This window comes from Paralteromonas sediminis, assembly GCF_003820355.1.
Lineage (GTDB): Bacteria > Pseudomonadota > Gammaproteobacteria > Enterobacterales > Alteromonadaceae > Alteromonas_F > Alteromonas_F sediminis.
In genome coordinates this window covers 478,658-502,837 of sequence record NZ_RPOK01000001.1, presented here as the reverse complement: position 1 = coordinate 502,837, position 24,180 = coordinate 478,658, and the positions used below count along the sequence as shown (strand labels likewise).

Here is a 24,180-nt window from a genome sequence, read left to right as displayed (position 1 = left end):
GTGCTAATCTTTTGTTTAAGTAAGATTACACAGCGCTTTATATCCGTTTATGCTCAAGATACTGTCTGTCGATGAACTAGTACCTGGTCACTATGTTAACCGTGTTGTAGCGCAACAGGGCAACGTAGTGATGAGGTCAAAAGGCCAGGTTAAAACGGCTGTTGGTATTGAAAAAATCAAGCAACAAGGTATCACCAAAGTTGAGGTGGACCTGAGTAAAAGTCGTATCGAAGCACCGGCAGAGAAGGAACAAGTTGCCGAGCCCGAATTATCCTGCAAACCACAGAATACCGAAGCCAGCGGTGAAGATTTGCACAAAGCCAATGATTTGTATCTTGAAGCCGTCATGATACAGGGTGAGTTTCTGTCTAAGCTCAAATCTGGTGCTGCAAACGATATCACCCCAATACAGAATATTTCACAGAGCATTATTGAAAGTGTGTTCGATAATCCCAGTGCTATGTGTTGCCTGACCATGATTAAAAACGCTGATCAATACCTGCTAGAACACGGCATAAATTGCAGCGTGCTGATTGCACTCTTTGCTGATCATTTAGGCTATGACAGCGTGATAATTGAAGAGTTGAGTTTGGGTGTGATGTCTATGGATTTGGGTATGACCTGGGTTTCTCCTGAAATTCGCAACAACAATGTGTCATTAACTCAGGATGACTGGGTGATGATTAAAAATCATGTTGAGCATGGCCTGGACTTACTCGAACGGTGTGGCGATATGCCCACCATTTCTAGAACCGTTGTGGAACAACATCACGAGCGCGTAGATGGAAGTGGCTATCCCAAGGGGTTGTCGGGCGATGACGTCTCGCCTTTTGCCCGTATGGCAGCCATTGTTGATAGTTACGATGCCATGATTTCAGAGCGCCCCTATCAAAAAGCACTGCCACCCGCGGTGGCACTAAAACGCTTGAGCAAAACGCCAGGCTTAGATTCGGAGCTTGTTAAGCAATTTATCGCTTGTATCGGTATCTATCCAGTAGGTTCATTGGTGAAATTAAAAAGCGGCCGTTTAGGCTTGGTGGCAAAGCCGAACCCTGATGACATGCTCAAGCCCGTCGTCATGACGTTTTACAGTGTGGTGGGCAATCACCACAGTGATATTAAACGGATTGATTTAAGCAAAATTGACGATGAGATAGAAGCCAGCGTACAGCCGGCAGATTTCAATATCAACCTTCCTCGCTTCTTCCGCGACGTATTTGTGCATCAGGTATAGCGCAACGGCGATATTGCGCTTCACATATTGTCGGGGTTAATGCCCTGACAGTGGGACATTTGAGCCTGTATGGCTTTAAGATCATCCTCTACCTCACCAGTCGGTGAATAAGCCGTCAGTACCTTGAATTGTTTGGATTTACTGTCAATACCAATGGGAATGACTGTCGCGTTGGCGTTGCAGGCCAGCCGCAGGAACCCCGTCTTCCAGCGCGTAGTTTTTTTGCGCGTGCCCTCAGGTGCTATGGCAATCAGTGTTGCAGCTTGTGTTGACATCAGTTGCTCGAGTGATGTCAACACACCTGAAGGGTGTGCCCGGTCAACAGGAATACCGCCAAGTGCGCGCCACAGTTTTGCTACCCCTGGTACAAATATTGTGTGTTTGCCTAGCCAATTGACTTTCAAATCCAGTGCCAACACAAGATAGAGGCCAATAACAAAGTCCCAGTTTGATGTATGCGGCGCGACAGGCACCACATACTTACCCGGCTTGTCTGGAAACGCCCCCGTTAAGGACCAGCCAGCTCGCTTAGCTAACCATCGCCCCAAGCCAATAACCCAGGCAGGCCTGCCCGCCTTGAAGTGTTTTGGAATATCAAATGCTGACGCAGTCATTCATGCTACCAGTCTGTCAGTGCTGCCATGCTGAATACTTCATCTTGGTATTCGAGAATAACGCGCTGTGCCTCTATGTTTACTATACGTACCTTGTCGTCAATCCAGTCGCCCTCCTGCAATCGCAGTCCATTCACCCTCACCCATCTATCACTGGGTCTTGATGCATACATATGAGCGCTAAATGTCATGGTGGGCAAGGTTGTCATTACCCGCACGGGTAACTGATCAATGCGTTGTACATCGCTACCCTGTCGAACAGCGACTTGGGGCGTTTCATCCCGTGAGCTACTTTCGTTATCCAACGCTTCGACGGCTTGGTTAAACCGGCGTAGAATTTCAGGTGACACTTGCACAGGTTCGTCGTCAGGCGTTTGTGTAAGCAAGGTGCCTTCGCTGATATCATCCTCGGCCTCTTCGATTGCACGAGGCGTTTCCTCTACAGGCTGCGCAGGTACTGGTTGAGTGTCTGATTCAGTGGGCTCAGTATTTACTGTTTGCGTGGGCTTTCCTGTTGCAATCTCCGTGGGTATGCTGGGTGCAGCTTGCTGCTCAACAACAGGCGCTGATTGCTCATATAATGGCCACCACAGCGTGTAGGTTGCCCCTGCAAAACCTACTCCGCCCCCAAGTAGCACAATCATAATGATCAGCAATGACTGGCGAAAATACACCATCCACATAGACGGAATACCTTGCACGCTGGGCAAAAACAAGTTGCGGTTGAATTGGTCTGCAAGTTGATTGTCATAGTGCCCCTGACGATCATATTGCCCTTTCAGCAAAGCTTGGGTCTGTGTGCTGCCTGTAGGCTCAGCGGTAACGCTTTCAGCTTCAAGTTCGACAGTTTGCTCGGGGTCAATTTCAACCGCAAGCACACCCATTTCAGACAACCCTCTGATCATATCGTTGCTGGTAACCAATCCCGATTTTTTAATTTTTACCGGGCCATTTTGCTCTGTGATACGCACAATGACCATGCCGGGCTGCAGCTGAGAAACACTGATACATTCAGACATAAGCTGCCCCTATGCCATAACCCAGCGCAATAGATAACACAAATAACCCAATAAGAATCGCTCTGGACTGACTCTGCAGCCTTTGCGCGACAACGTCAGCACCGAGTATTTGTTCTGCCGCCGCCAAAAATACCGGCTTTTTAACCGTGGCGCTCTGCTTGGTGAACGCCAGTGTTAACGCGCGATCACACAACAGGTTTATCACTCTTGGAATGCCTCCACTTATGGCATGAATTGCTCTGAGCGTGCCTTCACTGAATATATGCACATCACCGTTGGCTACGCTTAGTCTGTGTCCAACATAAAGCTTCACTTCATTCGCATCTAGCGGCAGCAAGTGATATCGAGCGGTAATACGCTGGGCCAACTGCCTAAGTTCGTTGCGTTTCAACAGCTGTTGCAATTCGGGCTGGCCAATGAGCACAACTTTCAACAACTTTTCTCGATTTGTTTCTAAATTGGTCAGCAGGCGTAATTGCTCCAGCACCTCTGGCATAAGGTGTTGCGCTTCATCGATAATAAGTACCGTGTTTACGCCAATTTGATGATTGTCGGCCAGTTTTTTAAGAATTTTGTCAGAAAAGTACTTCAGGCTGCCTTTAGCCGCCTCATAGTCAATGCCCAGCTCATCACAAATTGTCGCTAGCAGTTCCAATGCTGACAATGTGGGATTTAATATCATCGCCACCTGGGTATTGTCTGGCAATTGTTGTAACAACTTTCGTGATACTGTGGTTTTGCCGGTACCCACTTCACCGGTCAACATGACAAAACCACCGCTTTCTCGCAAGCCAAATGTCAAATGCGCCAGCGCCTCCTTATGGCGCGGACTCATATAGAGATAGTCCGGATTCGGCGCAATGGAAAACGGGTTATCCGATAACCCAAAATAATTAAGATACATGCCTGTTAACTACTGTTAAATGTCGGTCTCTAAACTAGCTAGATGTGGAATTATTGTCAAAGTCAAAAGCAAATTGATTTATGATAGTGACAGGGATCCAAATGAAGACATACATGATTAAAAACGCCAAGGTGTACCTAGTAGGTGGCGCAGTGCGCGACAGCTTACTCGACATTGACGTAAAAGAGCGGGATTGGGTAGTAGTGGGCGCGACCCACCAGAACATGGTAGAGCAAGGTTTTATTCAGGTAGGTAAAGACTTTCCCGTCTACCTGCACCCTACCACTAAAGAAGAGTATGCCCTTGCGCGTACAGAAAGAAAAAGTGGTCAGGGCTACACGGGATTTACCTGTGACGCGTCTGAACACGTTACGTTAGAAGATGATCTGTTGCGACGAGACTTAACGATTAACGCCATCGCACAAGACAGTGAAGGTAATCTCTACGATCCCTATCATGGTCTGGATGACATCAAGCTCAAAAAGCTGCGTCATGTATCACCCGCCTTTAGTGAAGATCCGCTTCGTATTCTGCGTGTTGCGCGCTTTGCAGCTCGGTTTGCTCACCTGGGGTTTACCCTTGCAGATGACACACTGCAATTAATGCAAACCATGAGCCGTGCTAATGAGCTTACTTCTCTAGCGGCAGAAAGGGTATGGCGAGAGACCGAAAAAGCCTTGTCAGAGCGACGCCCGGATATTTTCTTTCAGGTGCTTGCTAACGCCAATGCCATCTCGCCTTGGTTTACACCGCTTTACCCTGACATAGCGAAAGAGGCGCCATTACACCTACTGCAAAAAATCGCCAGCGAACATGACAGTGATAGTGTTAAAAGGTGCTGTATTGCCATCAGTCTCATACTGCCCACAGGAAATGCCTCAACATGGTTAAAACAAATAAAAGCCCCTAAAAAGCTCTGTCAGTTTAGCCATACCGTGGATAAGGTTAAAGACACGCTTTCCACAATCACGGACAATCCGTCATCAACATTGGCCTTGTTCAACCGAGCCGACGTGTGGCGAAAAGAAGAGGAATTTTTGTTGATGTTGGATGTGATGAGTCAAGTTTTTGAACTCAGTGATGCAGCCTGGCCTGAAAAACAACACAAAATTAAGCACGCCCTTGATGCCGCCAAACAAGTGTCTGCAAAAGCGTTAGCTGAATCTGGCTTAAAAGGTATGGCAATAAAAGAAGCACTTGAACAGAAACGCTTGTATTGCATAGGCGAAGTGCTAAACCTTTGATAAACTAACCACCTTACTTTCTTATACTCAATCCTATGCTTTTTAGCGAATTAGAACTAGACGATGCGTTGTGCCAAGCGACAACCGAAATGGGTTTTGGTACACCTACCAGCATTCAACAGCAGGCCATACCCATTGCAATGGAGCAACGGGATATATTGGCGTCTGCGCCAACTGGCACAGGAAAAACAGCTGCATTTTTGTTGCCTGCCTGCCAGTATCTGCTTGATTTCCCTCGCAGTGAACCGGGCCAAACGCGTGTACTTATCCTAACCCCTACCCGAGAGCTAGCGATACAAATATACGAGCAGGCGGTAAAATTCACGCGTTTTACCGCTTTGCAATGTGGCGTCATTACTGGGGGCATTAACTACGGCACCGATAAAGAAACCCTGTCGAAAAATTTGGATATCCTTGTTGCGACCCCGGGTCGGTTATTCGAGCATATTGAAAAAGAGACCGCCGACTGTCGTGACATTGAGATCTTAGTGCTTGATGAAGCAGACCGTATGCTGGATATGGGCTTTGGCGGTATCGTTAACCAAATAGCGGCTGAAGCGCGATGGCGGAAACAAACCATGCTTTTCTCAGCCACACTAGAAGGGAAAGGCGTTAGAACCTTTGCCGAGGAGATACTTGATAATCCAGCAGAAATTGAGGCGTTCCCCTCTCGTAAAGAAAAAGCCAAAACGTTGCAATGGTTTCATTTGGCCGATGATCTCAACCATAAAACTGCGTTGCTGGCCCATATTCTCAAAGAACAAATCACTAATGCGATAGTCTTTGTGAAAACCCGAGAGCGAGTCCAGTGGCTGAAAGACACCTTGCAACAACAGGGAATTGAATGCTGCTGGTTGCAAGGTGAGATGCCTCAGGACAAACGCAACCAGGCGCTGGCTTCGTTTAAATCCGGCAAAATAAAAGTATTAGTGGCCACAGATGTCGCCGCTAGAGGCATCGATGTCCCCAATGTGAGTCACGTGATTAACTTTGATATGCCGCGTAAAGCCGATATTTTTGTACACCGCATCGGCAGAACAGGAAGGGCCGGCGCAAAAGGTACTGCCATATCTCTGATCGAGGCCCACGACTTTGACATGCTGGGTAAAGTGAGCCGTTACACCGACACGCTGATAAAACCCAGAGTGATTGACGGCCTTCGGCCCAAGCACAAAGCACCGAGTGCCAGTAAAAGCAAAAAGAAGAAAACCAAAAAGAAAAAGTGATAAGTAATATGAAACAATTGGTTTTAGCGTCAGGTAATGCGGGTAAAATTCGCGAATTTTCTCAGATCTTCTCTGCCTGGCAGGTAGACGTTATTGCGCAAACAGCGTGTGGTGTGAGCAGTGTGCCTGAAACAGGCACGACCTTCGTTGAAAACGCTATTATTAAAGCTCGTCATGCAGCCAAGGAAACGGGTCTGCCGGCATTGGCCGATGATTCTGGTCTGGTGGTCAATGCGCTCAAGGGGGCACCCGGTATCTTTTCATCGCGCTACGCAGGCGTTGATGCCAGTGATACAGACAACGTGAATAAGCTACTTGATGCGATGGAAGGCATGACAGACAGAAAGGCGCATTTTCAGTGTGTATTAGTGTTCATGCGCCATGCTGATGATCCTATTCCTGTTATTGCACAAGGCCAGTGGCATGGTGAAATCGCCTTAACACCGCACGGAGAGGGAGGCTTTGGTTACGACCCTGTTTTTTGGTTACCCGAACAGTCCTGCACAGCTGCACAACTGGATAAAAAAACCAAAAATACTATCAGTCACAGAGGTCAGGCTGTCACCCTACTGCGTGAAAAAATGAGTCAACTCCTTGGTTAGCGTTCCGCTCTCACTGTATATACACATTCCCTGGTGTGTTCAAAAATGCCCCTATTGTGACTTTAACTCTCACGGTCAAAAACAAACGTCGTTGCCTGAAAAAGCGTATGTGGCTCATCTTCTTGACGACTTAGCGTTAGATGCCCAGCGAATAGGCGAGCGGCCTGTCGAAACCATCTTTATTGGGGGTGGCACACCAAGTTTGTTTAGTGAGCAAGCTATCGAACGACTGTTACAAGGCGTCCGTGAGCGCGTAAATTTAGCCCCTGATGCAGAGATTACGCTAGAAGCCAATCCCGGCACTGTCGAGGCCCATCGCTTTGCAGGTTACGTTGCGGCTGGCGTCAACCGCTTCTCTGTTGGTGTGCAAAGTTTTTCACCCTCGCATTTAAAAGTGTTAGGGCGAATTCACAATGATCAGGAAGCTGAAAATGCACTGGCATTGGCACAAGCCAGCGGGGTCAACACCTTCAACCTGGATTTAATGCACGGCTTGCCAGAGCAATCTCTAGAGCAGGCAATGAACGATCTAAAACGCGCAATAGCACTCAATCCACCGCATCTAAGCTGGTATCAGCTGACCATAGAGCCTAACACGCCGTTTTATAGCCGCCCGCCTGAACTTCCTGATGACGATATTTTATGGGACATTCAAACCCATGGTCATGCATTATTAGAAAAAGCGGGGTACCGGCAATATGAGATATCCGCTTACAGTAAACCTAATGAAATGTGCCAGCACAATATCAATTATTGGCGCTTTGGTGATTACCTGGGTATTGGCTGCGGTGCCCACGGCAAGATAAGTAACCCACTCACAGGAGAAATATTACGCACAGTCAAAGTAAAACATCCACGCGGTTATATGACTCTGGACAGGCCCTATTTAGACCAGCTAACACCGGTTACTGCCGAAGAGCGGCCCTTTGAATTTTTTATGAATCGGTTTAGATTGCATGAACCGATATTAAAAGACGCCTTTGAGCAGGCGACATTTCAACCCATGGATTCAGCAACAATACACATTATGAATAACGCTGTACAAAAGGGATTGGTGGAGGACACTGAACACGCATGGCAAGTCACCCCCACAGGGCGTCGTTATCTGAACAGTTTGCTCGCGGAGTTTGTATAAGCCTACCACACTGCCAATGAGACATAGGTCTGTTCAATCTCTCTAAGCTAGAGTGACTCTAACAACACGCCGACTTTTTCTAATTCTGCTTGCGACATTTGCTGCGTAATGGACTGCAGCACGGGCTCTTTATAAGTATGCTCCACGCCCGAAAGCAGCACTTCTTTATAGGCCTTGAACAAGTCTTTCTCAACCCCACCGCCACCTTCAGCGTAGATAACCCCCAAATTGAAGCGAGCCCTGGCGTGGCCCTGCTCGGCCGCTTTGCTGTACCATTCTAACGCCTCAACACGTGCAATCGCTATGTTTGCTTCGGTATTTCCTTTTTGTTTAACAACGCCCATAGAGTACTGGGCAGCCGCATAGCCAGCCTTGGCTGATTTCAAATACCACTTATAAGCTTCTTGGATATCTTTTTGCACAGCCATCCCTAGTTTGTAGCTATGCCCCAAATAATACTGAGCCTGCGCATGTCTCGCCTTGGCCGCAGACTCAAATAACTGAAAAGCCCGTTTGACATCTTTTTCTACGTGCGTCCCGTTGACGTAAAACTCCCCAAGCAACACCTTTGCATCATCAACACCCTTTTCTGCAGCTGTCGCAATATATTGAATCGCTCGTGGTATATTTTGATCAACATGTGAGCCATGTAAATGCAACTTACCAAGTTCGAACATAGCATATGAATTGCCCTGCTCTGCAGATTTTTCATACCAGCGCATCCCTTCCGACACATCTATTGCGACGTAGCCTGTGCCTTGAGTGTAGTGTTTTCCAAGTGTATTCTGAGAATAGGAGTAGCCATGCTTGGCAGCTTTAAGAAAGTTGTCATGCGCTTTTTCAAGATCCTTCTTAACCACCTTCCCTTCAAAATATTTTCTTCCAAGCTGGTGATACACTTTAGCGCCATTGCGTTGAAAATTCGCCAAATGTATGTCGCTCGCCTCGACAATAGCGCGATTGACCTGCTCCGGGCTCATTTGCTCCTCTAGCAAAGTAATTGCTTTAAATTTACGTACACTGTTTTGGTTTGACGCAAGCGATGCGTAATACCACATGTAAGCTTTATATCTGGCACTTTCTTGGGATTCATTTGTGAGTTTGAGAAATTCATCATCTGTATATAGCTGAACCAGAATATCTTGAGCATCAGAGTTTCCTCTCCGTGCATCCGTTTCTAACAATTTCAGCAGCTTGTTGTGATCTTTTTCGATATTGAGTTCCGGGTGACCCTCAGTGTAGCTAGCGATAAGGAAGAGCATTGACACCTCATGCCCGGATTCAGCGCAACGAATAAGCTGGTTTTTAAACTTCTCAATAACAACGGGGTCAAGCTCTTTAGACGAATCGCCTCCCCCTAATTTAATATCACTACAATCTTCCAAATTGGCGAAACACCATTGAGAAGTAAACAACAGGGCAGCGGCGATAATGCACTGTAATTTGGTGATATTCGTGCTCATAACTGTGCTCTCAACTTCTTAGCCAGCTCTAATGAAGTCACTAAATAATTACCTGGCTCTGGCGATTCCCATTTATTGCACCTATCCCTTCGACAAGTACTGCGACTGATTCTCTCGTCAATACAATATTTTTGCGGTGCCCGTTTTTTGGTGTGCTTACCAGTGGATTGATAAACAAAGTATTGCTTCCCAGCAATGGAGTGCTGCACTGGCTCATAAGGAAAACCCCAGCTGAATTCGCCGAATGCATTACAGTGCGGTAACTTCGGTCGAATCTGATAATCTTCAGTATAAAACTGCTGAGTTGGTGTTGACCACCAACCTTTGCTTAAAAGCATTCCTTTTTTGTAATAGTTTGGATAGATACTCTCGACAACAAAAATATTGACATAATAGTTTCCATGTTCATCTTTGTTTCCTTTGACCACGACCTCTGAAATGCCTTTACTTGAAACAAGGTAGAGTGCATCGGGTGAATCTATTTCAGCGTATGAAGTGGAGCTTATACAAAAAACTGCGAATACTAAAAGTAGGGGCTTTAAATCCATTTAAATCGTCCTCAAACTATTATGATAATCCTGATTTCAAGCTATGTAGTGAAGCTAAGCTTGCTAGCTTTTTAAAGCGAGGCTACCACAAACATTCCTAAACAGTAGCATAAACCGCCACAGGGAACATCTCTTGTGGATAAACTTAATTAATTAAGAATGGCAAATGCTGGAGCATTGACTGGTCAAAAATTTCACTCAGAACGGCGGTCAATAATCACATCGTAGGGTGTTAGGCCTCTAACTTTTGACAGCAATGCGTCTTCGAGTTTGTTGAGCTTATATAACTTCTTGCAGGTAATATGCGCACGTTTTCTCAGTTCACTGGTTTGCTCTGTTTCACTGCTACTGTCAAACGTACCAATGGCTGTAACTATACCACTCACATTTGAAAAACCGGTTTCAAGCTGAGCTTCTAGACTTGTGGTAATGTCGTCTTCGCTCTCTACTTTGCTAGGATTAATGTAGTAATAGTTATACGAGCGGCCAAACTTATGTTTAACCTTCTCTTTAACCTTTTTCATTTGTGACAACAAGCGTTGTGCACTCTCGACTTCAGCGCCAACCAGACCAGAATAAATACGGGTAATGTTGTCGGTAACCAAGCCCACACCCTCTTTTGCTAACAAAGTCACTTCTGGCACAACATCGTGAAAGCCACGAGCATATGCATACAGTAAGTCTTGTTGTTCCTGATCGAGGCGTTTAAGTTTGCCTTCAATAAATAAATAGCGGGCACGGTTAATTTGAACAACCGTTCTGTCCTGTTTTAAAACACGGATATGGTCGTCACTAACTGCAACACCGTAGCGCAAATCAAAGGAGCAAGAGTAACCCGCTTGCACCTTCATTGAGGTACCCAGCAACATTAGCGAAGAAAAAATAAAAAACATCAACTTCATTTTCATACTGCATAGTTTGAACTGAATGGCGAATAATGTCAGAAGAATAGAGATGTATGGTATAAAAAATGCGCCCATTGCCGCAGGTTAGGTACTGCACTGAGACAAAACACAGAAATTATCCGTTGTTAATGCGCTCTTCTTCCTCAGAGCGCAAAACCTGTAGAGACTCTAATTGCTTTTTACTGCCAGCCACATCAGTCATGTCGTAAATCATCATGCTGATATTATCTACTTTACCGTTGGCTGACACCAAAGGAGACAAGGTTATATTTTGGTACATAAAAGGTTCAGTGCCAGTTATGGGCCGGTAATTGGGAAATTTAAACAAATAGGGACGTTGTTCCCAAGTAATAAAAGTTCGGGTTTTTAATTCGAATACCGGCCGACATTTCTGCGCAAACCAGTCTTTTTTTATTCCCGGATACAAGGAGAACAAAGACTTCAATCTGACATCACTGGGCAAAAGTCCACTGTGGCTCTCCATAAAGCCGTTCCACACTTTAATTTTAAACTCCCTGTCAAATACCACTATGCCGACATCAACCGTCTGTAGCATATCCATCATCCAGTGAAATTCTAACAGCTCATCTAACGACTCTATGCTCATTAATCATCCTCCAGCAGGTGCGCCAGTTTGCTGTTCATCGTCGTCATAGACTCCTCAGTAAACAAAAGAATCAGGTCGCAATGTACATTGTATCCCTCAAGCCCATAGCTAATCTCTATTGCCAAGGTGCGTCGCCATTTCACCTTATTCAAAGCAATGAGGTCATTGACACTCTGGTGCTGACCTAGTACCACCGGATGGCCCTGACTAAAGTGCAAATCCATTTGTTCGCCTAAGGCAGTCAGACAGGTTCCAATGAGAATACTGGCCGCATCCATTACCATTTCTAGCTGAATCTGGTCGTCAACTTCTTCCGTCACTTTTAAAATACGGGCGACATCACTAAAGCTGCTGTCACTCAATATACATAAGGCTTCGCCACTTACACCAGCACCCAGGAAGCCCTGACAAACGGCGGTGACTCTTTCATGTGTTTCTATATCTGACAGCATCATATGCAGCTCAGACACTTCAATTAAGTTAACATTGGGGATAGGTAGCTTAACAAATACATCCATAATGCGTGCTAAATGGTCCCCTGCCCGGCCCATCGCGATATTGGTAATTTCCTGATAGCAATCGCGAATGTCCTGATCCAGACTTTCGGGTTCGATTTCTTGGTTTTCTTCCCCGGCCATCAAATTGTGCTTAACCAAGGTTTCACGCAGTATTTCGCCATTCACAGGCTTTTTGATAAAATCAATAGCGCCGAGTTTTCTAACCCGTTCATTGGCTTCCGGTTGGATATCACCCGATATCACAATGACTTTGGTATTCAGATTGAGGTCGTTGATGGCCTGAAGGGTCTCATAGCCATCGAGAATGGGCATATTCAGGTCGAGCAACAGCAGATCGCCCTTTCCTTGATCGAGCTGATTTAGCGCTTCCCTGCCGTGCTTGGCAAAATGAACCGACACATGCCAATCCTGCGGCAGGCATTTAGCAACTTGCTTTCTCGCCACTGACGAGTCGTCACACACTAAAACAGAAAACATTCAATCACAAACCCATCTATCAGAGGTTTAACATATCACCAAACGTTATCGGCAACGGTTATGTAATGCTCAATTGTTTTGATATCTTTTTTATCAACTACTTAAGCATAGTCATTGTTGTAAAGTTTTCCTTTTTATCTTTCCATTCGCCAATCATTAGCTCAAAACATAAGCGGCAGTACAATTACTGTCATAATCCCATTTAAACACAATGCCATTGATGCGCAAGCCCCTGTTGTAGGATGATCAGAAATGGCCTTCGCCGTGCCAACGGCGTGTGCTACTGTGCCAAGTGCAATTCCCTGTGCGCGTTTGTCGTTAATATTGAAAACATTAAATACGGTATTGGCGGCCATTGCCCCGACAATACCGGTAATAATTACAAACACGGCAGCCAGTGCCGGATCGCCGCCAATGGCAGTAGCCGCCTCCATGGCAAAGGGTGTTGTGATTGATTTTGCTAACAATGTCAGTTGGATCACCACAGGTCCATTGAAAAGCCATGCACACCACCAAGCTAGTGCAGGGGCCACCACACCTCCAACAATAATGCCCAAAAGCATCGGCAGGCCCTGCTGCCGGATTGCCCGCCACTGCTGATACAAGGGGATAGCGAGGGCAACTGTAGCCGGGCCTAAACTCCAGTGGATCAGTGCCGCTAAGGTTTGATAATCACCCACAGAATATGGCAATAACGCAATGCCAGCCCCCAAGGATAAAGCCGTTAACACTAAGGGGTGCGTCAATGAATAAGGTAGCCACTTTTTGTGCACAAACTGAAAAAGGACAAACAACAATACCGTTATAAATAGGGCCAGAATACCGGGCAAGGTGCTAGCAGACTCCAATGACGTCTTTAACAAATCAAGTTCCGTCATTATTTCTCCCTTTGCGTGATGCCAATAAATACTGCGTAGCAAGCCCACATAAACCTAAACAAATAATGGTACTGACCACTATTGCCATAACCAGTGCAAGCCAAGCTTTGTTGATCATGCCGGTATAAGCCACAACACCGAGCACAGCTGGAATAAAAAACAGGGTCATGTTTTGTAATACGGGTTGAGCGGGGAGCAATATCCAGTTTGCCAGTTTACGGCTGCAAAACTGACTAAATAAGAGCAACAGCATGCCGCATATTGCGCCAGATAAGGGTAAATCCAGCCATCGCGACACGGCACTACCAATTAGAAAATAGCCGCAAAGCACAAACCAGCAAGCGATCACTTTTGCTATCCACATTACCTTGTAGTTATCCCCTTGTGTTAAAACAACAAACCCCGCTGATTAGCGGGGTTTGCTGTAACTTTACTCGCATGGCTACTATCAAAAAGCGTTGTCTTGATGCACTTTGATGAACAACGAAGTACCCACTTTAGAATAATCAATTTTGAATTCTTTGCCGTTCAGTGTTTGTACAAAAAGCAAGGTTTTTTCATCGCCAAACACTTCGCCTGAAGTGATATCCACCATTTCCATATCCATCATTTTAGCGTCGCGCTTATTGTCAGGGACATTGCCCGTATATTCTTTTAGCCCCTTGTGGGTGACTAATACTGGCGGATAGTCATCGCCGTTCAATAATAGTAAATCTAACTTTCTAACTTTGTGGATAATAGTGTTGCGGCCACTAACCAGAAAAGGCTTTTCTGTCATTGTAATATTCTCCAGGCGAGGCACATAATCGTTTAAAATCAAAAGATAGCAAACATTGCGGCACTATGCACTACTCAGGAACGGCAAAAGGCGCACTGTGAGCGGGATTGGAAAGAAACTGGTCATCCGTTAGGCTGTGTAAAAACGCCAATAAGGCCTGTCGTTCTTCGTCATTCAGCGCAAAGCCTGTAATAAAGGGGCTTTTCCGAGGATCATATTTTCCTTCTCCTCGCCCGCCATTTTCATAAAATTCAATAACTTGCTCAAGTGTTTGCAAGCTGCCATCGTGCATGTAAGGTGCAGTTACCGCAATATTTCTAAGTGTAGGCGCGCGAAAGCGCCCCAAATCATTGGGATCGCGGGTAACATCATACAATCCCGTGTCGCCTTGCCCGGTGAAAAACCCTGTATGATGAAAAGGTTTGATCAGCACTGCCTGAGACGTGTGTCGGCTGGACTGGGTAAAGTTAATACCGCCATGACAGTGAAAACATTCCAGCCGTTCACTAAAAAACAAGTTTAATCCAGCAAGCGCTTGTTCACTTAAAGCGTCATCATCCCCCCCATAGGCATAAGCATCAAAGGGCGAGCGAAACGAGACCAGTGTTCGAACAAAACTACTTAAGGCTAAAACGATGTTTTGCCAAGTCGGCTCAGGGTTACCAAACGCATGCTCAAACAATCTTTGGTACTGTGCTGACCGCAACCTCTCAAGTATTACTGCTTCATTGCCCGTTACCCCCATTTCGACTGGGTGTTCATTGAACAACGGCAATAAAATTTGTTGCTCTGGCTGGGTGATACCGTTGTGAGCCCAGGTCAATGTAGAGTGGTAGGCCACATTAACCAGTGCCAGCGCGTTGCGCTTGAGCACTTCGCCTTCTGCGCCGACTGATTTAGCTCTATTGTCTGCAAAGGCTAATCCCTGCATATGGCAACTGGCACAAGCCAGAGTTCCGTTTCCACTTAGCCCAGTGTCGTAAAACAAGTGCCTCCCAAGCTCAACACTGGCCTGCGTCATTACTGCTTGCTCAGGTAATGGCGGTGGCGGAATACTGTCTGGCAAATTCCATTGGTAAGGCGTCGTATCCTGACCACTGCAAGCAACAATGGCCGCCAGTAAGACGCCCAAAAAACAGTATTTTATCGATTTAACCATGTTATCCAGGGCTGTTGGATGTGATTGAGCAAAGGTTGACAGTCGGCTTCTTCGGGGAGGTGAAACATACAGCCCGTGCTGTTATCTAGATTGACATCGTTAAGCAATTTCTGAGCTTCAACAAAAATATACCCATCGTTACTGTCTTTTTTCATACTGATAGTGACTTGATTGGGGCTTGAACAAGGTTGTGTAGGCGCTCTGAGCGCAGACGCTGAGGTACACCCGACACTGCCCAAATGAAACGACCATCCATGTCCCGTATCATTGTGCTGCAAATCCCAACGCAAAAATTTATAACCTCGCTGCCATGACCAGAACATACTGCTTTCGTTCAAGGGTGCAGGCTGCGTAAGCGGGTCTTTGTGATTGTGAGTAAAAGGCACGCCAATAGCAAAGCGGATAGCCTCTGCACTCGAAAAATGGTGATACCCAACGGCCAAAGGCACTTGCACCTGTGTTTGAACAGAAGCATCGTCACAATGTGGTGTCAGATCTATCATCGCGGTATGCTCGGCCTGATACTCTGTGGGAAAAAAATCTACAGGCTGCCACTGTTCATCAATCAACAATTCCAGGCCACTGATATAGAAGGTGAACTGACGTACCTGATAGTCTGGCTGTTTCGGCAAGGCTCCACAAATTTGCGGCGTGTGCAAATCTGATACAAAGGTCAGTACCGCTGGCTGACGGGAGCATGCAACCAACCCAAACAAGACCATGATGACAAAAACCGTCAGATAAGTGCGTTTATTCCTGATCAATATATGTTCTCGCACAGATAAATTGTTATTATTTGGTTAAGATAACGCATAACTGGATGTATATGAACGGCTCGACTGCAAAATTAAAAGGACTTGGTTGGGCAACGTTAGTTGCCGCTTTTGGTCACTTCTGTATGAATTATGCCTTCGCACACAGCGAGCATGACAAAGGACGCTTTGTCTCCTCACAAGGTGTTGATACCGGTCTGTGCGATAATCGCTTTCGTCCCTGTAGGTCAATTGCCTATGCCGCTGCACAAGCAAATAAAGGCGATGTAGTGTTGGTGGCGTCGGGTCAATATATGCTTCAAGAAAGCGATATTGCTTATATCGCCAACAATCGTGTCCCTGTCAGAGGGGGCTACACCACACAAGATCATTTCACCACACAACATCCCTCACTGAATGAAACGCTGCTGTTGGGATTGCCCGAACAGCATCACGACCATGTTTATCAAAATGGCTTTACTGTGCTACATGATGGTAAGGGACAGCGCATCCCGCAATTAACAGCAGCACAAAAGCCAACCATGGCGTTTGGCAAGACTAGCAAGGCCAATACATGTTCTAACCCACGTTTGGGTGATCTGGAGTGCGAGGGGATTTCTCTTGTCGGCCACTTATACCCTGCCGAACTTAGAGCAGGAGCAGCGGAAGCCAATGACATTTGGGGTCATATCGACCTTAATACTGGCAAAGAGTACGCCATAGTCGGTCTGAGTAACGGCGTGTCTGTAGTAGACATCAGTGACCCCGAAGCACCGCGCGTTGTCGGTTCATTAGCCGGTCAGGTTACCACTTGGCGCGACATCAAGGTCTATCAAGAATATCGTCCTGCCCTGGCTAGGTGGCAAGCCTGGGCGTATGTCACCGCTGACGGAGCCTCAGACGGATTGTTAGTCGTCGACTTAAACAACCTTGAAAATGGTATTTCGGTGGCTACGCGCGACATGACAGATCCCAGAGCACACAATGTGTACATCTCGGGCGTAGACTATAGCTTGAATATTGCGAATACTGACATCGCGCCTCAAATCCACGTAATGGGTGCAAACAATTTCGGCGGCGCTTTGCGCAGTTACAATTTGCTGGACCCAAGCTCGCCGCAGCCCAGTTATGTGCCAAGTAACCTCAACAGAAGTGACTATGCGCATGATGCCAGTTCCATGCTGGTGCAGGATGAAAGAGCCGAACGCGACTGTCCAAATGTACAAAACGGGCAATGTATCGTATTGATTGATTTCAATGAAAATGCATTGCGACTATGGGATAACACCACTTTGACCTCGGCAGCAGAGTTATCACAGACGCCCTACCCAAATGCTGAATATGCCCACAGTGGATGGTGGAGTGAGGATCGCCGGTATGTCTTTTTGCATGATGAACTTGATGAATCACGGTTGGGATTAAATACCACCATCAATATTTTTGATGTGAGCGAGCTGACCGCGCCCCAATTAGTCTCTACTTGGACTGGGCCTACACGCGCCATTGACCACAATGGGTTTGTACGCGGGAGTCGTTATTATATGTCAAATTATGAGCGTGGGCTTACCATTCTCGACATCAGTGACCCCTTAAATGTTACCGAAGCGGGTTTCTTTGATTCATACCCCTTGGCAAACGGCAGTGCATTTAATGGTGCCTGGGGCGTGTATCCTTTTCTACCTAGCGGCTTAGTCCTGGTCAGTGATATTCAAAGCGGGCTGCTGATATTACGTGACAACACCTTGGCCGAACAGGCAAATGTTGGCTTCGCACAGTCTCACATTGAAGTTCGTGAAGGCGAGACCTCGACCATCAGCGTGGTTAAACAAGGTACCGATGCGATGACTGTCAATTACACCATGGTATATGGCTCCGCTGATCGCATCGATGCTGAAGAACTTAAAGGTGAACTTCGCTGGGAAGCCGGCGATGAAACAGAACGTACGCTTTCGTTGACGATCAATAGCGATGACGTGAGTGAGCCTGAAGAATTGTTGTTTATTAGGTTACATACACCACAAGGGGGCTTTCTGTCGCCACAAGAAAGGATGATACAGGTATCGATTGCTGGTGATACCAGTGCACAAGGCCAGGCGGTGTTTGCCAACGCTACGCTACGTGTTTTGGAAAATCAGCAAACCGCCACCATCGAACTCGTCAGAAGCGGCGGCGATACGGGTGAATTACGGGTTCCTCTATCCTTTGTTCAAGACGATGCAAGTAGCGATCTTACGCTTTCGGAGCAGGAAGTAGTGTGGCGTGATGGTGAATCGCAAACACAAAGTATTCAGGTAACCATTGTCGATGACAATCTCACTGAGGAAACAGAAGTGTTTACTTTGATGGCCGGCGCGTCTTCCATTGCCATCTCTGTAGCTGATGACGAGAGTAACTTACCCCCCACTGTCAATGCGGGTGATGATATGTCAGTAAACGCGAGAGCCACCGTTGAATTGAGGGGCTCAGCGTCTGATCCCGAAAGCAACGCGCTAACTGTTAGTTGGACACAAACCGATGGGCCGTCGGTCACGCTCAATGATCCAAGTGCTGACACTACACAATTTACCGCACCGAATCAGCAAGCCTCTCTCACGTTTTCGTTTACTGCAACGGATGAATTTGGTGTTCAGGTAGCAGATACAGTAACGGTAAGTGTGGCAGCCCCAGTTACTGCGCCGCCACCACCACAAGCGCCTTCATCGTCAGGTGGTGGCCCGTTAAATTTATTGATGCTTTTGTATGTAGGCCTACTCGCACTCAGTCGTAGTGCTTATCGATATAACTAAGCTTCTTCTCAAACGCTTCGAGGTCCTTGGCGGCCTCGTAATCGAAGTGGTAGGTATTGTGAAAGCCAAAGCTCATTTTTACCTTGGCGTCTTCAAGATAAATGGTATATCCGTCAAAATCCGAATAGCCAATCAGACCTTCTAAATGAAACTGTTCACCTTCACGAGTGCCGTGAACACGCACTTTTTCAAATACACGAAGTAACTGCTTTGTATCTAATTCGTTCTGCACAAGAAGAGCCCTTTGTTTTTTACATTACATACGACGCCACTCTGCAGAACGATTACATCGACTAATTAAAGTTATAGCGGATGCCTACATAAACCGCACCCGTACTAAAATCGTCCTCACCAAACATGTATTCGCCTTCGAGTCGCAGCATGGTATTTAAACCTAGATGATAATCAAAACCCAGGCCGACGACACCCGCGAAGACGCCTTCATCAAATCCACAGACATCAACCATATCGGCTGTCTGTCCAATAACGCCGCCAACCTCGCACTGATCATCGTTATTTACCAATGCCTGACCTTTAAGATCAACATTTGCTAGCCCCATCCGGTAAAAAAGTTCACCGGAACGATTGGCCGCTTTGCCCAGCGCAGATATAGACAGTGCGTCTGCGGTTAACCCGGTTCCCGGGCCGTCTCCGCTGTCATCCACCAGTTTTTGATAACCCAGCTCGACGTACCACTGACGGTCAAACTGGTGCCCCAATGCCAGGCGATAACTTAAATCACTTGTACTGCTATTAGCGATTTCACTGTCGGCATACCCTAACCCCACAACGCCATACATACGCTCTGTGGCGGACACTGACATAGCGCAGCTCATCGTTAACGCCAGTGCAGCTAGCTTTATAGCCTTTGTCATACTTCAGCTCCTAGAAAAAATACTCTACGCCAAACTGGATGTGATCATCCTGACGCACAAAATACAGGGGCTTCAAAGGATCTTCAGCCGCGAAGAAATAGCCCTCAAGTGTCCAACGCCAATTTTGCGTCATACGGCTGGAGGCTTCAATAAAGCCTCCTCTCGAATTCGTGTCGTCAAGATCCTGTATGAGTGCGACTAGCACCTCAGTAGAATCCTGATCATTTAAAGCCCACCTTACTCCTAGCATAAGATCATTCTGAGCAGGGGCAAAGAAATTGTTATCCCTTTCGTCATATTGATATTCCATCAATATACCCAGGTCATAGGTCGTTTCCATAAAACCAACCAGGGTATATTCGAACCCACCCACAGCAGCAAAGTAGTCTATCGCCTCTGATTCTGGAGTTAAGGGTACACCCATGGCAGGACTGATGGCGTTGTCTGTTTCAGCCGCCCTGTAAATTGCTTCAAACTTCCAAAGCCAGTCGCCCGATACGTTTAATACATCGATGCCAACCTGGTTAATTTGACGATAAAATGGAAGCAACTCCTGCTCACCCATTTCGTTCAACGTCCCTATCAACTCTGGCTCTCGATTGGTCCCATGAAAGAAAGATACCCCCACTTCCCAACTGTTGATCGACTGCTGCCAGCGAAGTGCAAAGTCAACGTTGCTCTCCTCATCGTCAGATTCAAACAGGGGTTTGTCGGTGTTAACCGGTACCGGCGGCCGTAGTCTTCCTTCTAAGCCAGAAAAGGTCCGTTCTCTGAAGTAAGGCAGAACATAGGCACTCAAACTGCCATATTCGTGCAACCAGGTGTAACTCACCATGGGTTGACCCAGTTTATCCTCTCCATCGACCGACTCCACAGCATCAGTCTGATTAATGATGTCAACCAGATGCAGTGATTCGGTTTGCCCCCAAAACACCTTACCAATGCCGACGCGCAGTTCCCAGTTGTCAGCAGCATGGAGCCACAGCAACTCGCGAATATCAGCATGAGAGCGCTCACTGTCTTCCTGGTCAAGACGAACGAATGGCGTAAATACCAGACTGTCATAGCCCTCGTTCCATTCAGTATATAAGGAAGGCTGCAGAAACAGCGAGCCCTGCGCCCTTGGCTGCGTAGGATACAAAGCGTCTTGTAAATAGTAGCGTTGCTGCACACCAAATTCGCCAGAAAAAGTCACGTCAGCCGAGGCTGATAAAGAAAATGCGCCAGCGATAGCCCCCATAGCAAGGGCTATATTAGCGCGCACGTCTAAGCTTGCTTTTGTCAAAATCGGATTCCTTTACACCTGTATCAAATTCAAGTTTGTTTGTTATAAGCCGGGTACTCTTTCCCGTTTGCAAATTGATCATTTCAGAGCTGTGAGGTCGCCAGTACTTGTCTTTATACAAGCGAAAATCTTCCAGCACGAGTATCTTTAAGGGTGCCCCCTTTCTATCAAAATACTCAATTTGACGAGCTCTGTATTCAGATTTATCGACCCATACCAGCGTTTTTGAATAGCCTGAAAAGTCGTCTTTTGGGGTTTGTTCAATAACCCACACGGCTTCACCGTCAAAGGTGTCTTCCCGTATTAAGTCATAATCGTACTTTTCAACCTCAAAGGACGTCATGTCTTCAAAGGCAAACTCACTTCCGACAAAAGGCCCAGACTTGTTTTTAGTCGCAATGCGCTTTACCCGTTTAATTGCGGGCAGATAAATCCACTGCTCATCCGGCTCCCTAGCATGAGAAAAACTTAAAAACGCAGTGCCAGCCACATCTTTGGGAGAATCGAAAATCGTGAGTGCCTTGTCACCGTCTTCAAGCATCTCAAATGATTGCATCCTAAGTTCTCTGGACGCCTCCTGGCCACTGGCATTGCGCAAAATCATCGTTGCCTCTGCGCTGGAATCGCCCCAGCCCATGTCTCTGGATTTTCTTTCTGTTGCTATCTCAAGGCCCTTTAGTTTAGAGGCCTCATCGGCATGCGCATAACTTCCTGCACACAGCAAACTCACGCAAACTAACATTAACGACACTGTTCTAATTTGCATATGACTTTTCCTTTTGGTTGTTTGCTTTATCTAACCACAATAAGAAGGCGGGTAAAAAAAGTAAATCAACAATTAACGCTGCAACAATAATAATCACCGTCAGCAGCCCCATATCAGCATTCAACGCAAACGATGAGAAGGTCAGCACACCAAAGCCTGATGCCAAGACGACTGTCGTGGTGAATAAGGCCATGCCTACCGTACTAAACGCATAACGAACACACGCTTCTACAGATTTATTTTGCGCCCTCGCTACATTGTATTTCGACAAAAAGTGAACCGTGTCATCAACAATAATGCCTAAGGTCATACTTAGCACAACAGACAACGCCAGGTTAATTTCTCCCGAAATAACGCCCCAAATACCAAAACCAATCCCCGCGGGAATAAGGTTGGGCAATAGGCTAATAACGCCTAGTCGCCAAGACTTGAGTGCAAATACCAGCATAGCTGAGATCAACACCAGTGCAACCAGTGCACCATTTACCATGCTTCGCATATTGACTTCACCAATGTGCGCAAACATCAGTGGAGGGCTTGCAGCAGACAAGGTTGCCTGAGTATCTAAGGACTCAAACCACCGCTTGGCCCGTTGCTCAAACTCAGTAAATTCTTTACTGCCTAAGTTTTGCAGGGTTGCCACAACACGCGTTGCTGCTTTATCAATATCAATTTGATTGTTAATGTCCAGCCCATAGGTGAGTGACATTTCATACAGCAATAAAAACTGGGCAGCTTCTTCCTGAGTCTGCGGCAAGATGTAAAAGCTATCATCATCGTTATTCATATTTTTATTAAGCCGCTTATAGGTATCTGCCATGCTAAACACATGGATTACCTCAGGCTGGGTGCGAAGCCAATGCGTAAATGCCTCTAAATCCTGCAGCACATCCGGCGAGTTAATGCCCGACACAGATTGTGTATCTATCACAAAATCGATGTTGGTCATGCCGCCAATCAGTCTCTCCTGCGCATCAACAGCCTGCCGCAGCTCGCTACTTTGGTCGAAATACTTCACCACAATGTCGTTGAGCTCGTTTTTATTCACAAAGTAGGCAGAAATCAGCAACACCAGCACACTGACGGGTAAAATCATTTTGTAGTGGACAATGACCCATTGCCCTAGTTTGGCAAAAAAGTCATTTCCCTGCTCTGTCTGACCAGCCAAATTCACTTTACATAAACGAAAGAAGGCTGGTACTAAGGTAAGTGACAATGCACAAGCAAGCATGACACCTAAAGCGGTTAAATTACCCAGGTCGGCGAGTATGGGAACTTCGGAGAAGTTCAACGTTAAAAACCCCACTGCTGTAGTAATACTGGTAATAAGAACAGGCTTAGTATTGATGTTCAGACTAAACTGAATAGCCTCATCCAATGACATACCCTGTTTCATCCCCTGGCGTATGCTCACTACTAGATGCATACAATCAGCCACTGCCAATGTGGTCACAAGCGTGGGGACATTTACCGTGGCAGTACTTAAAAATAGCCCAGCATACCCCGCTGCCCCCATGGTAATTACAACTGACAACGCGACCACAATCATAGTTGCCAGTGATGCCACCGCAGAGCGCGTCATCAATACAATAGCTATAGCGATAATGGCAAACATAAGGGGCACAAGCGTAGACGCGTCTTTTTGTGCCTCTTCGGCAAAGGCGTGATTCATCATAACCACCCCTGACAAATAGATAGTGTGACCAGGATGTGCCGCTTCCATTTCAGCTTTTAATTCACGCGCGTAGGCAGCTATTTCAGCCACTGCCAGAGTATGGTCCCCTTCCGGTAAATTGACGGTCACTTCAACCACGGCGGCATCACCCTGACTGGCCACAAGTCGATTATTTATCTCTGGCAGGCTCATTGCGACTTGCTTTACCCGCTCAATATCGGTCTGGCTCATACGTGAAGGTTCAATAAGATCCTCCACGATTAAATCGTCATCAAACGCGTAAGTATGCTGAAAGTTGACCAGAGACTCAGCGCGGCTAGACATTGGCGTTTGCCAGGCGCCCTCGGTTAACGCAATCAACAAACTAAAGGTGTCTGCATTGAATACGTTTCCACTGTCGGGGACCACTAAAAACGACACGTTCTCGCTTTTACTAAAGACTTCCTGCACATTTTGAAAAGCAAGTAATTGCGGATTGTCATCTTCAAAATACACGCGATAGTCACCGCGAAAAGTCAACATACTCATGCCAATGCCGAGCAGTAGTGCAAAAAACGTCCAGCCAGCTAATACCAGTAAGGGGCGGTGTTGTAGCATGCTGCTATCCCTGCCATCTAAATAATGGAAAATGAAAAGTCTCACCTAGTATAGGCGTGTCCCTATCAGCTAACAACAAATACATTAAATATCATATTGTTAACTGTTCGCTGGCAGCCTAGGTATACACCTC

Annotated in this window: 24 protein-coding genes; 6 read left to right on the top strand and 18 right to left on the bottom strand. The window is 46.5% G+C overall.

Annotated features, from left to right (window positions below):
* The first annotated feature begins 49 nt into the window (after nucleotides 1–49).
* Nucleotides 50–1,234: a cyclic di-GMP phosphodiesterase gene (locus tag DRW07_RS02310; RefSeq protein WP_124026263.1), complete on the top strand. Its 1,185-nt coding sequence runs from the start codon at nucleotides 50–52 to the stop codon at nucleotides 1,232–1,234.
* A gap of 20 nt (nucleotides 1,235–1,254) precedes the next feature.
* Here DRW07_RS02310 and DRW07_RS02305 read toward each other — a convergent pair whose 3' ends face one another.
* The 3 genes from DRW07_RS02305 to DRW07_RS02295 are packed head-to-tail and all read right to left on the bottom strand — an operon-like array spanning nucleotide 1,255 to nucleotide 3,771.
* A complete protein-coding gene (locus DRW07_RS02305) occupies nucleotides 1,255–1,848 on the bottom strand; it encodes a 1-acyl-sn-glycerol-3-phosphate acyltransferase (protein ID WP_124026262.1) in 594 nt (197 codons plus the stop codon).
* 5 nt (nucleotides 1,849–1,853) lie between these two features.
* The gene (locus tag DRW07_RS02300) at nucleotides 1,854–2,867 is read right to left on the bottom strand and encodes a general secretion pathway protein GspB (protein ID WP_124026261.1); all 1,014 of its coding nucleotides are present in this window, start codon (nucleotides 2,865–2,867) and stop codon (nucleotides 1,854–1,856) included.
* Nucleotides 2,860–3,771 (bottom strand): ExeA family protein, encoded by a 912-nt coding sequence (locus tag DRW07_RS02295; protein ID WP_124026260.1) that lies wholly within the window; start codon nucleotides 3,769–3,771, stop codon nucleotides 2,860–2,862. The genes DRW07_RS02300 and DRW07_RS02295 overlap by 8 nt, the downstream gene beginning before the upstream one ends.
* A gap of 101 nt (nucleotides 3,772–3,872) precedes the next feature.
* Here DRW07_RS02295 and DRW07_RS02290 point away from each other — a divergent pair, with 101 nt between their 5' ends.
* From DRW07_RS02290 to hemW, 4 genes are read left to right on the top strand one after another with little or no spacing between them, the layout of a single operon-like run.
* Nucleotides 3,873–5,015: a tRNA nucleotidyltransferase/poly(A) polymerase-related protein gene (locus DRW07_RS02290; RefSeq protein WP_240630482.1), complete on the top strand. Its 1,143-nt coding sequence runs from the start codon at nucleotides 3,873–3,875 to the stop codon at nucleotides 5,013–5,015.
* A gap of 35 nt (nucleotides 5,016–5,050) precedes the next feature.
* Nucleotides 5,051–6,241 (top strand): ATP-dependent RNA helicase SrmB, encoded by a 1,191-nt coding sequence (gene srmB / locus DRW07_RS02285; RefSeq protein ID WP_124026259.1) that lies wholly within the window; start codon nucleotides 5,051–5,053, stop codon nucleotides 6,239–6,241.
* 8 nt (nucleotides 6,242–6,249) lie between these two features.
* The gene (gene rdgB / locus DRW07_RS02280; protein WP_124026258.1) at nucleotides 6,250–6,843 is read left to right on the top strand and encodes an RdgB/HAM1 family non-canonical purine NTP pyrophosphatase; all 594 of its coding nucleotides are present in this window, start codon (nucleotides 6,250–6,252) and stop codon (nucleotides 6,841–6,843) included.
* Nucleotides 6,836–7,978 (top strand): radical SAM family heme chaperone HemW, encoded by a 1,143-nt coding sequence (gene hemW / locus DRW07_RS02275; protein ID WP_124026257.1) that lies wholly within the window; start codon nucleotides 6,836–6,838, stop codon nucleotides 7,976–7,978. Before rdgB ends, hemW begins: the two co-directional genes overlap by 8 nt.
* Before the next feature lie 47 nt (nucleotides 7,979–8,025).
* Here hemW and DRW07_RS02270 read toward each other — a convergent pair whose 3' ends face one another.
* From DRW07_RS02270 to DRW07_RS02225, 10 genes are all read right to left on the bottom strand, one after another.
* Complete coding sequence (locus DRW07_RS02270) at nucleotides 8,026–9,441, bottom strand: tetratricopeptide repeat protein (protein WP_124026256.1); 1,416 nt, start codon at nucleotides 9,439–9,441, stop codon at nucleotides 8,026–8,028.
* Nucleotides 9,438–9,989, bottom strand: coding sequence for a hypothetical protein (locus DRW07_RS02265; RefSeq protein WP_124026255.1), 552 nt, complete (start codon nucleotides 9,987–9,989; stop codon nucleotides 9,438–9,440). The genes DRW07_RS02270 and DRW07_RS02265 overlap by 4 nt, the downstream gene beginning before the upstream one ends.
* A gap of 194 nt (nucleotides 9,990–10,183) precedes the next feature.
* Nucleotides 10,184–10,891: a DUF2884 family protein gene (locus tag DRW07_RS02260; RefSeq protein WP_165870367.1), complete on the bottom strand. Its 708-nt coding sequence runs from the start codon at nucleotides 10,889–10,891 to the stop codon at nucleotides 10,184–10,186.
* 118 nt (nucleotides 10,892–11,009) lie between these two features.
* Entirely contained in the window at nucleotides 11,010–11,501 is a 492-nt protein-coding gene (locus DRW07_RS02255) for a PAS domain-containing protein (RefSeq protein ID WP_124026253.1), read from the bottom strand.
* Nucleotides 11,501–12,496, bottom strand: coding sequence for a response regulator (locus DRW07_RS02250; protein ID WP_124026252.1), 996 nt, complete (start codon nucleotides 12,494–12,496; stop codon nucleotides 11,501–11,503). The genes DRW07_RS02255 and DRW07_RS02250 overlap by 1 nt, the downstream gene beginning before the upstream one ends.
* Before the next feature lie 161 nt (nucleotides 12,497–12,657).
* Entirely contained in the window at nucleotides 12,658–13,374 is a 717-nt protein-coding gene (locus DRW07_RS02245; RefSeq protein WP_124026251.1) for an LrgB family protein, read from the bottom strand.
* The gene (locus DRW07_RS02240; RefSeq protein WP_124026250.1) at nucleotides 13,361–13,738 is read right to left on the bottom strand and encodes a CidA/LrgA family protein; all 378 of its coding nucleotides are present in this window, start codon (nucleotides 13,736–13,738) and stop codon (nucleotides 13,361–13,363) included. The genes DRW07_RS02245 and DRW07_RS02240 overlap by 14 nt, the downstream gene beginning before the upstream one ends.
* Before the next feature lie 84 nt (nucleotides 13,739–13,822).
* A complete protein-coding gene (locus tag DRW07_RS02235) occupies nucleotides 13,823–14,152 on the bottom strand; it encodes a hypothetical protein (RefSeq protein WP_124026249.1) in 330 nt (109 codons plus the stop codon).
* Nucleotides 14,153–14,222: 70 nt separating this feature from the next.
* On the bottom strand, nucleotides 14,223–15,311 hold the full coding sequence (locus DRW07_RS02230; protein WP_124026248.1) for an MbnH family di-heme enzyme: 1,089 nt from the start codon (nucleotides 15,309–15,311) through the stop codon (nucleotides 14,223–14,225).
* Nucleotides 15,296–16,075 (bottom strand): MbnP family copper-binding protein, encoded by a 780-nt coding sequence (locus tag DRW07_RS02225; protein WP_124026247.1) that lies wholly within the window; start codon nucleotides 16,073–16,075, stop codon nucleotides 15,296–15,298. The genes DRW07_RS02230 and DRW07_RS02225 overlap by 16 nt, the downstream gene beginning before the upstream one ends.
* A 62-nt stretch (nucleotides 16,076–16,137) precedes the next feature.
* Here DRW07_RS02225 and DRW07_RS02220 point away from each other — a divergent pair, with 62 nt between their 5' ends.
* Nucleotides 16,138–18,849 carry a choice-of-anchor B family protein gene (locus tag DRW07_RS02220; RefSeq protein ID WP_165870366.1) on the top strand — a complete coding sequence of 904 codons (2,712 nt, stop codon included), beginning with the start codon at nucleotides 16,138–16,140 and terminating at the stop codon, nucleotides 18,847–18,849.
* Here DRW07_RS02220 and DRW07_RS02215 read toward each other — a convergent pair.
* The 5 genes from DRW07_RS02215 to DRW07_RS02195 all read right to left on the bottom strand — a co-directional run bounded on the left by DRW07_RS02215 (nucleotide 18,821) and on the right by DRW07_RS02195 (nucleotide 24,047).
* A complete protein-coding gene (locus DRW07_RS02215) occupies nucleotides 18,821–19,081 on the bottom strand; it encodes a DUF3081 family protein (protein ID WP_124026245.1) in 261 nt (86 codons plus the stop codon). The genes DRW07_RS02220 and DRW07_RS02215 overlap by 29 nt on opposite strands.
* Before the next feature lie 61 nt (nucleotides 19,082–19,142).
* On the bottom strand, nucleotides 19,143–19,724 hold the full coding sequence (locus tag DRW07_RS02210; protein ID WP_124026244.1) for an outer membrane beta-barrel protein: 582 nt from the start codon (nucleotides 19,722–19,724) through the stop codon (nucleotides 19,143–19,145).
* A gap of 10 nt (nucleotides 19,725–19,734) precedes the next feature.
* Nucleotides 19,735–21,009, bottom strand: coding sequence for a hypothetical protein (locus tag DRW07_RS02205; protein ID WP_240630481.1), 1,275 nt, complete (start codon nucleotides 21,007–21,009; stop codon nucleotides 19,735–19,737).
* Nucleotides 20,978–21,775, bottom strand: a complete 798-nt coding sequence (locus DRW07_RS02200) for an outer membrane lipoprotein-sorting protein (RefSeq protein WP_124026243.1) — start codon at nucleotides 21,773–21,775, stop codon at nucleotides 20,978–20,980. Before DRW07_RS02200 ends, DRW07_RS02205 begins: the two co-directional genes overlap by 32 nt.
* Entirely contained in the window at nucleotides 21,765–24,047 is a 2,283-nt protein-coding gene (locus tag DRW07_RS02195) for an efflux RND transporter permease subunit (protein WP_124026242.1), read from the bottom strand. The genes DRW07_RS02200 and DRW07_RS02195 overlap by 11 nt, the downstream gene beginning before the upstream one ends.
* Nucleotides 24,048–24,180: the final 133 nt, after the last annotated feature.

Bases quoted from the DNA above. Each gene is read 5' to 3' on its own strand.
- DRW07_RS02310 (WP_124026263.1), top strand. From the start codon at position 50: ATGCTCAAGATACTGTCTGTCGATGAACTAGTACCTGGTCACTATGTT.
- DRW07_RS02305 (WP_124026262.1), bottom strand. From the start codon at position 1,848: ATGACTGCGTCAGCATTTGATATTCCAAAACACTTCAAGGCGGGCAGG.
- DRW07_RS02300 (WP_124026261.1), bottom strand. From the start codon at position 2,867: ATGTCTGAATGTATCAGTGTTTCTCAGCTGCAGCCCGGCATGGTCATT.
- DRW07_RS02295 (WP_124026260.1), bottom strand. From the start codon at position 3,771: ATGTATCTTAATTATTTTGGGTTATCGGATAACCCGTTTTCCATTGCG.
- DRW07_RS02290 (WP_240630482.1), top strand. From the start codon at position 3,873: ATGAAGACATACATGATTAAAAACGCCAAGGTGTACCTAGTAGGTGGC.
- srmB (WP_124026259.1), top strand. From the start codon at position 5,051: ATGCTTTTTAGCGAATTAGAACTAGACGATGCGTTGTGCCAAGCGACA.
- rdgB (WP_124026258.1), top strand. From the start codon at position 6,250: ATGAAACAATTGGTTTTAGCGTCAGGTAATGCGGGTAAAATTCGCGAA.
- DRW07_RS02270 (WP_124026256.1), bottom strand. From the start codon at position 9,441: ATGAGCACGAATATCACCAAATTACAGTGCATTATCGCCGCTGCCCTG.
- DRW07_RS02265 (WP_124026255.1), bottom strand. From the start codon at position 9,989: ATGGATTTAAAGCCCCTACTTTTAGTATTCGCAGTTTTTTGTATAAGC.
- DRW07_RS02260 (WP_165870367.1), bottom strand. From the start codon at position 10,891: ATGAAGTTGATGTTTTTTATTTTTTCTTCGCTAATGTTGCTGGGTACC.
- DRW07_RS02255 (WP_124026253.1), bottom strand. From the start codon at position 11,501: ATGAGCATAGAGTCGTTAGATGAGCTGTTAGAATTTCACTGGATGATG.
- DRW07_RS02250 (WP_124026252.1), bottom strand. From the start codon at position 12,496: ATGTTTTCTGTTTTAGTGTGTGACGACTCGTCAGTGGCGAGAAAGCAA.
- DRW07_RS02245 (WP_124026251.1), bottom strand. From the start codon at position 13,374: ATGACGGAACTTGATTTGTTAAAGACGTCATTGGAGTCTGCTAGCACC.
- DRW07_RS02240 (WP_124026250.1), bottom strand. From the start codon at position 13,738: ATGTGGATAGCAAAAGTGATCGCTTGCTGGTTTGTGCTTTGCGGCTAT.
- DRW07_RS02235 (WP_124026249.1), bottom strand. From the start codon at position 14,152: ATGACAGAAAAGCCTTTTCTGGTTAGTGGCCGCAACACTATTATCCAC.
- DRW07_RS02230 (WP_124026248.1), bottom strand. From the start codon at position 15,311: ATGGTTAAATCGATAAAATACTGTTTTTTGGGCGTCTTACTGGCGGCC.
- DRW07_RS02220 (WP_165870366.1), top strand. From the start codon at position 16,138: ATGAACGGCTCGACTGCAAAATTAAAAGGACTTGGTTGGGCAACGTTA.
- DRW07_RS02210 (WP_124026244.1), bottom strand. From the start codon at position 19,724: ATGACAAAGGCTATAAAGCTAGCTGCACTGGCGTTAACGATGAGCTGC.
- DRW07_RS02200 (WP_124026243.1), bottom strand. From the start codon at position 21,775: ATGCAAATTAGAACAGTGTCGTTAATGTTAGTTTGCGTGAGTTTGCTG.
- DRW07_RS02195 (WP_124026242.1), bottom strand. From the start codon at position 24,047: ATGCTACAACACCGCCCCTTACTGGTATTAGCTGGCTGGACGTTTTTT.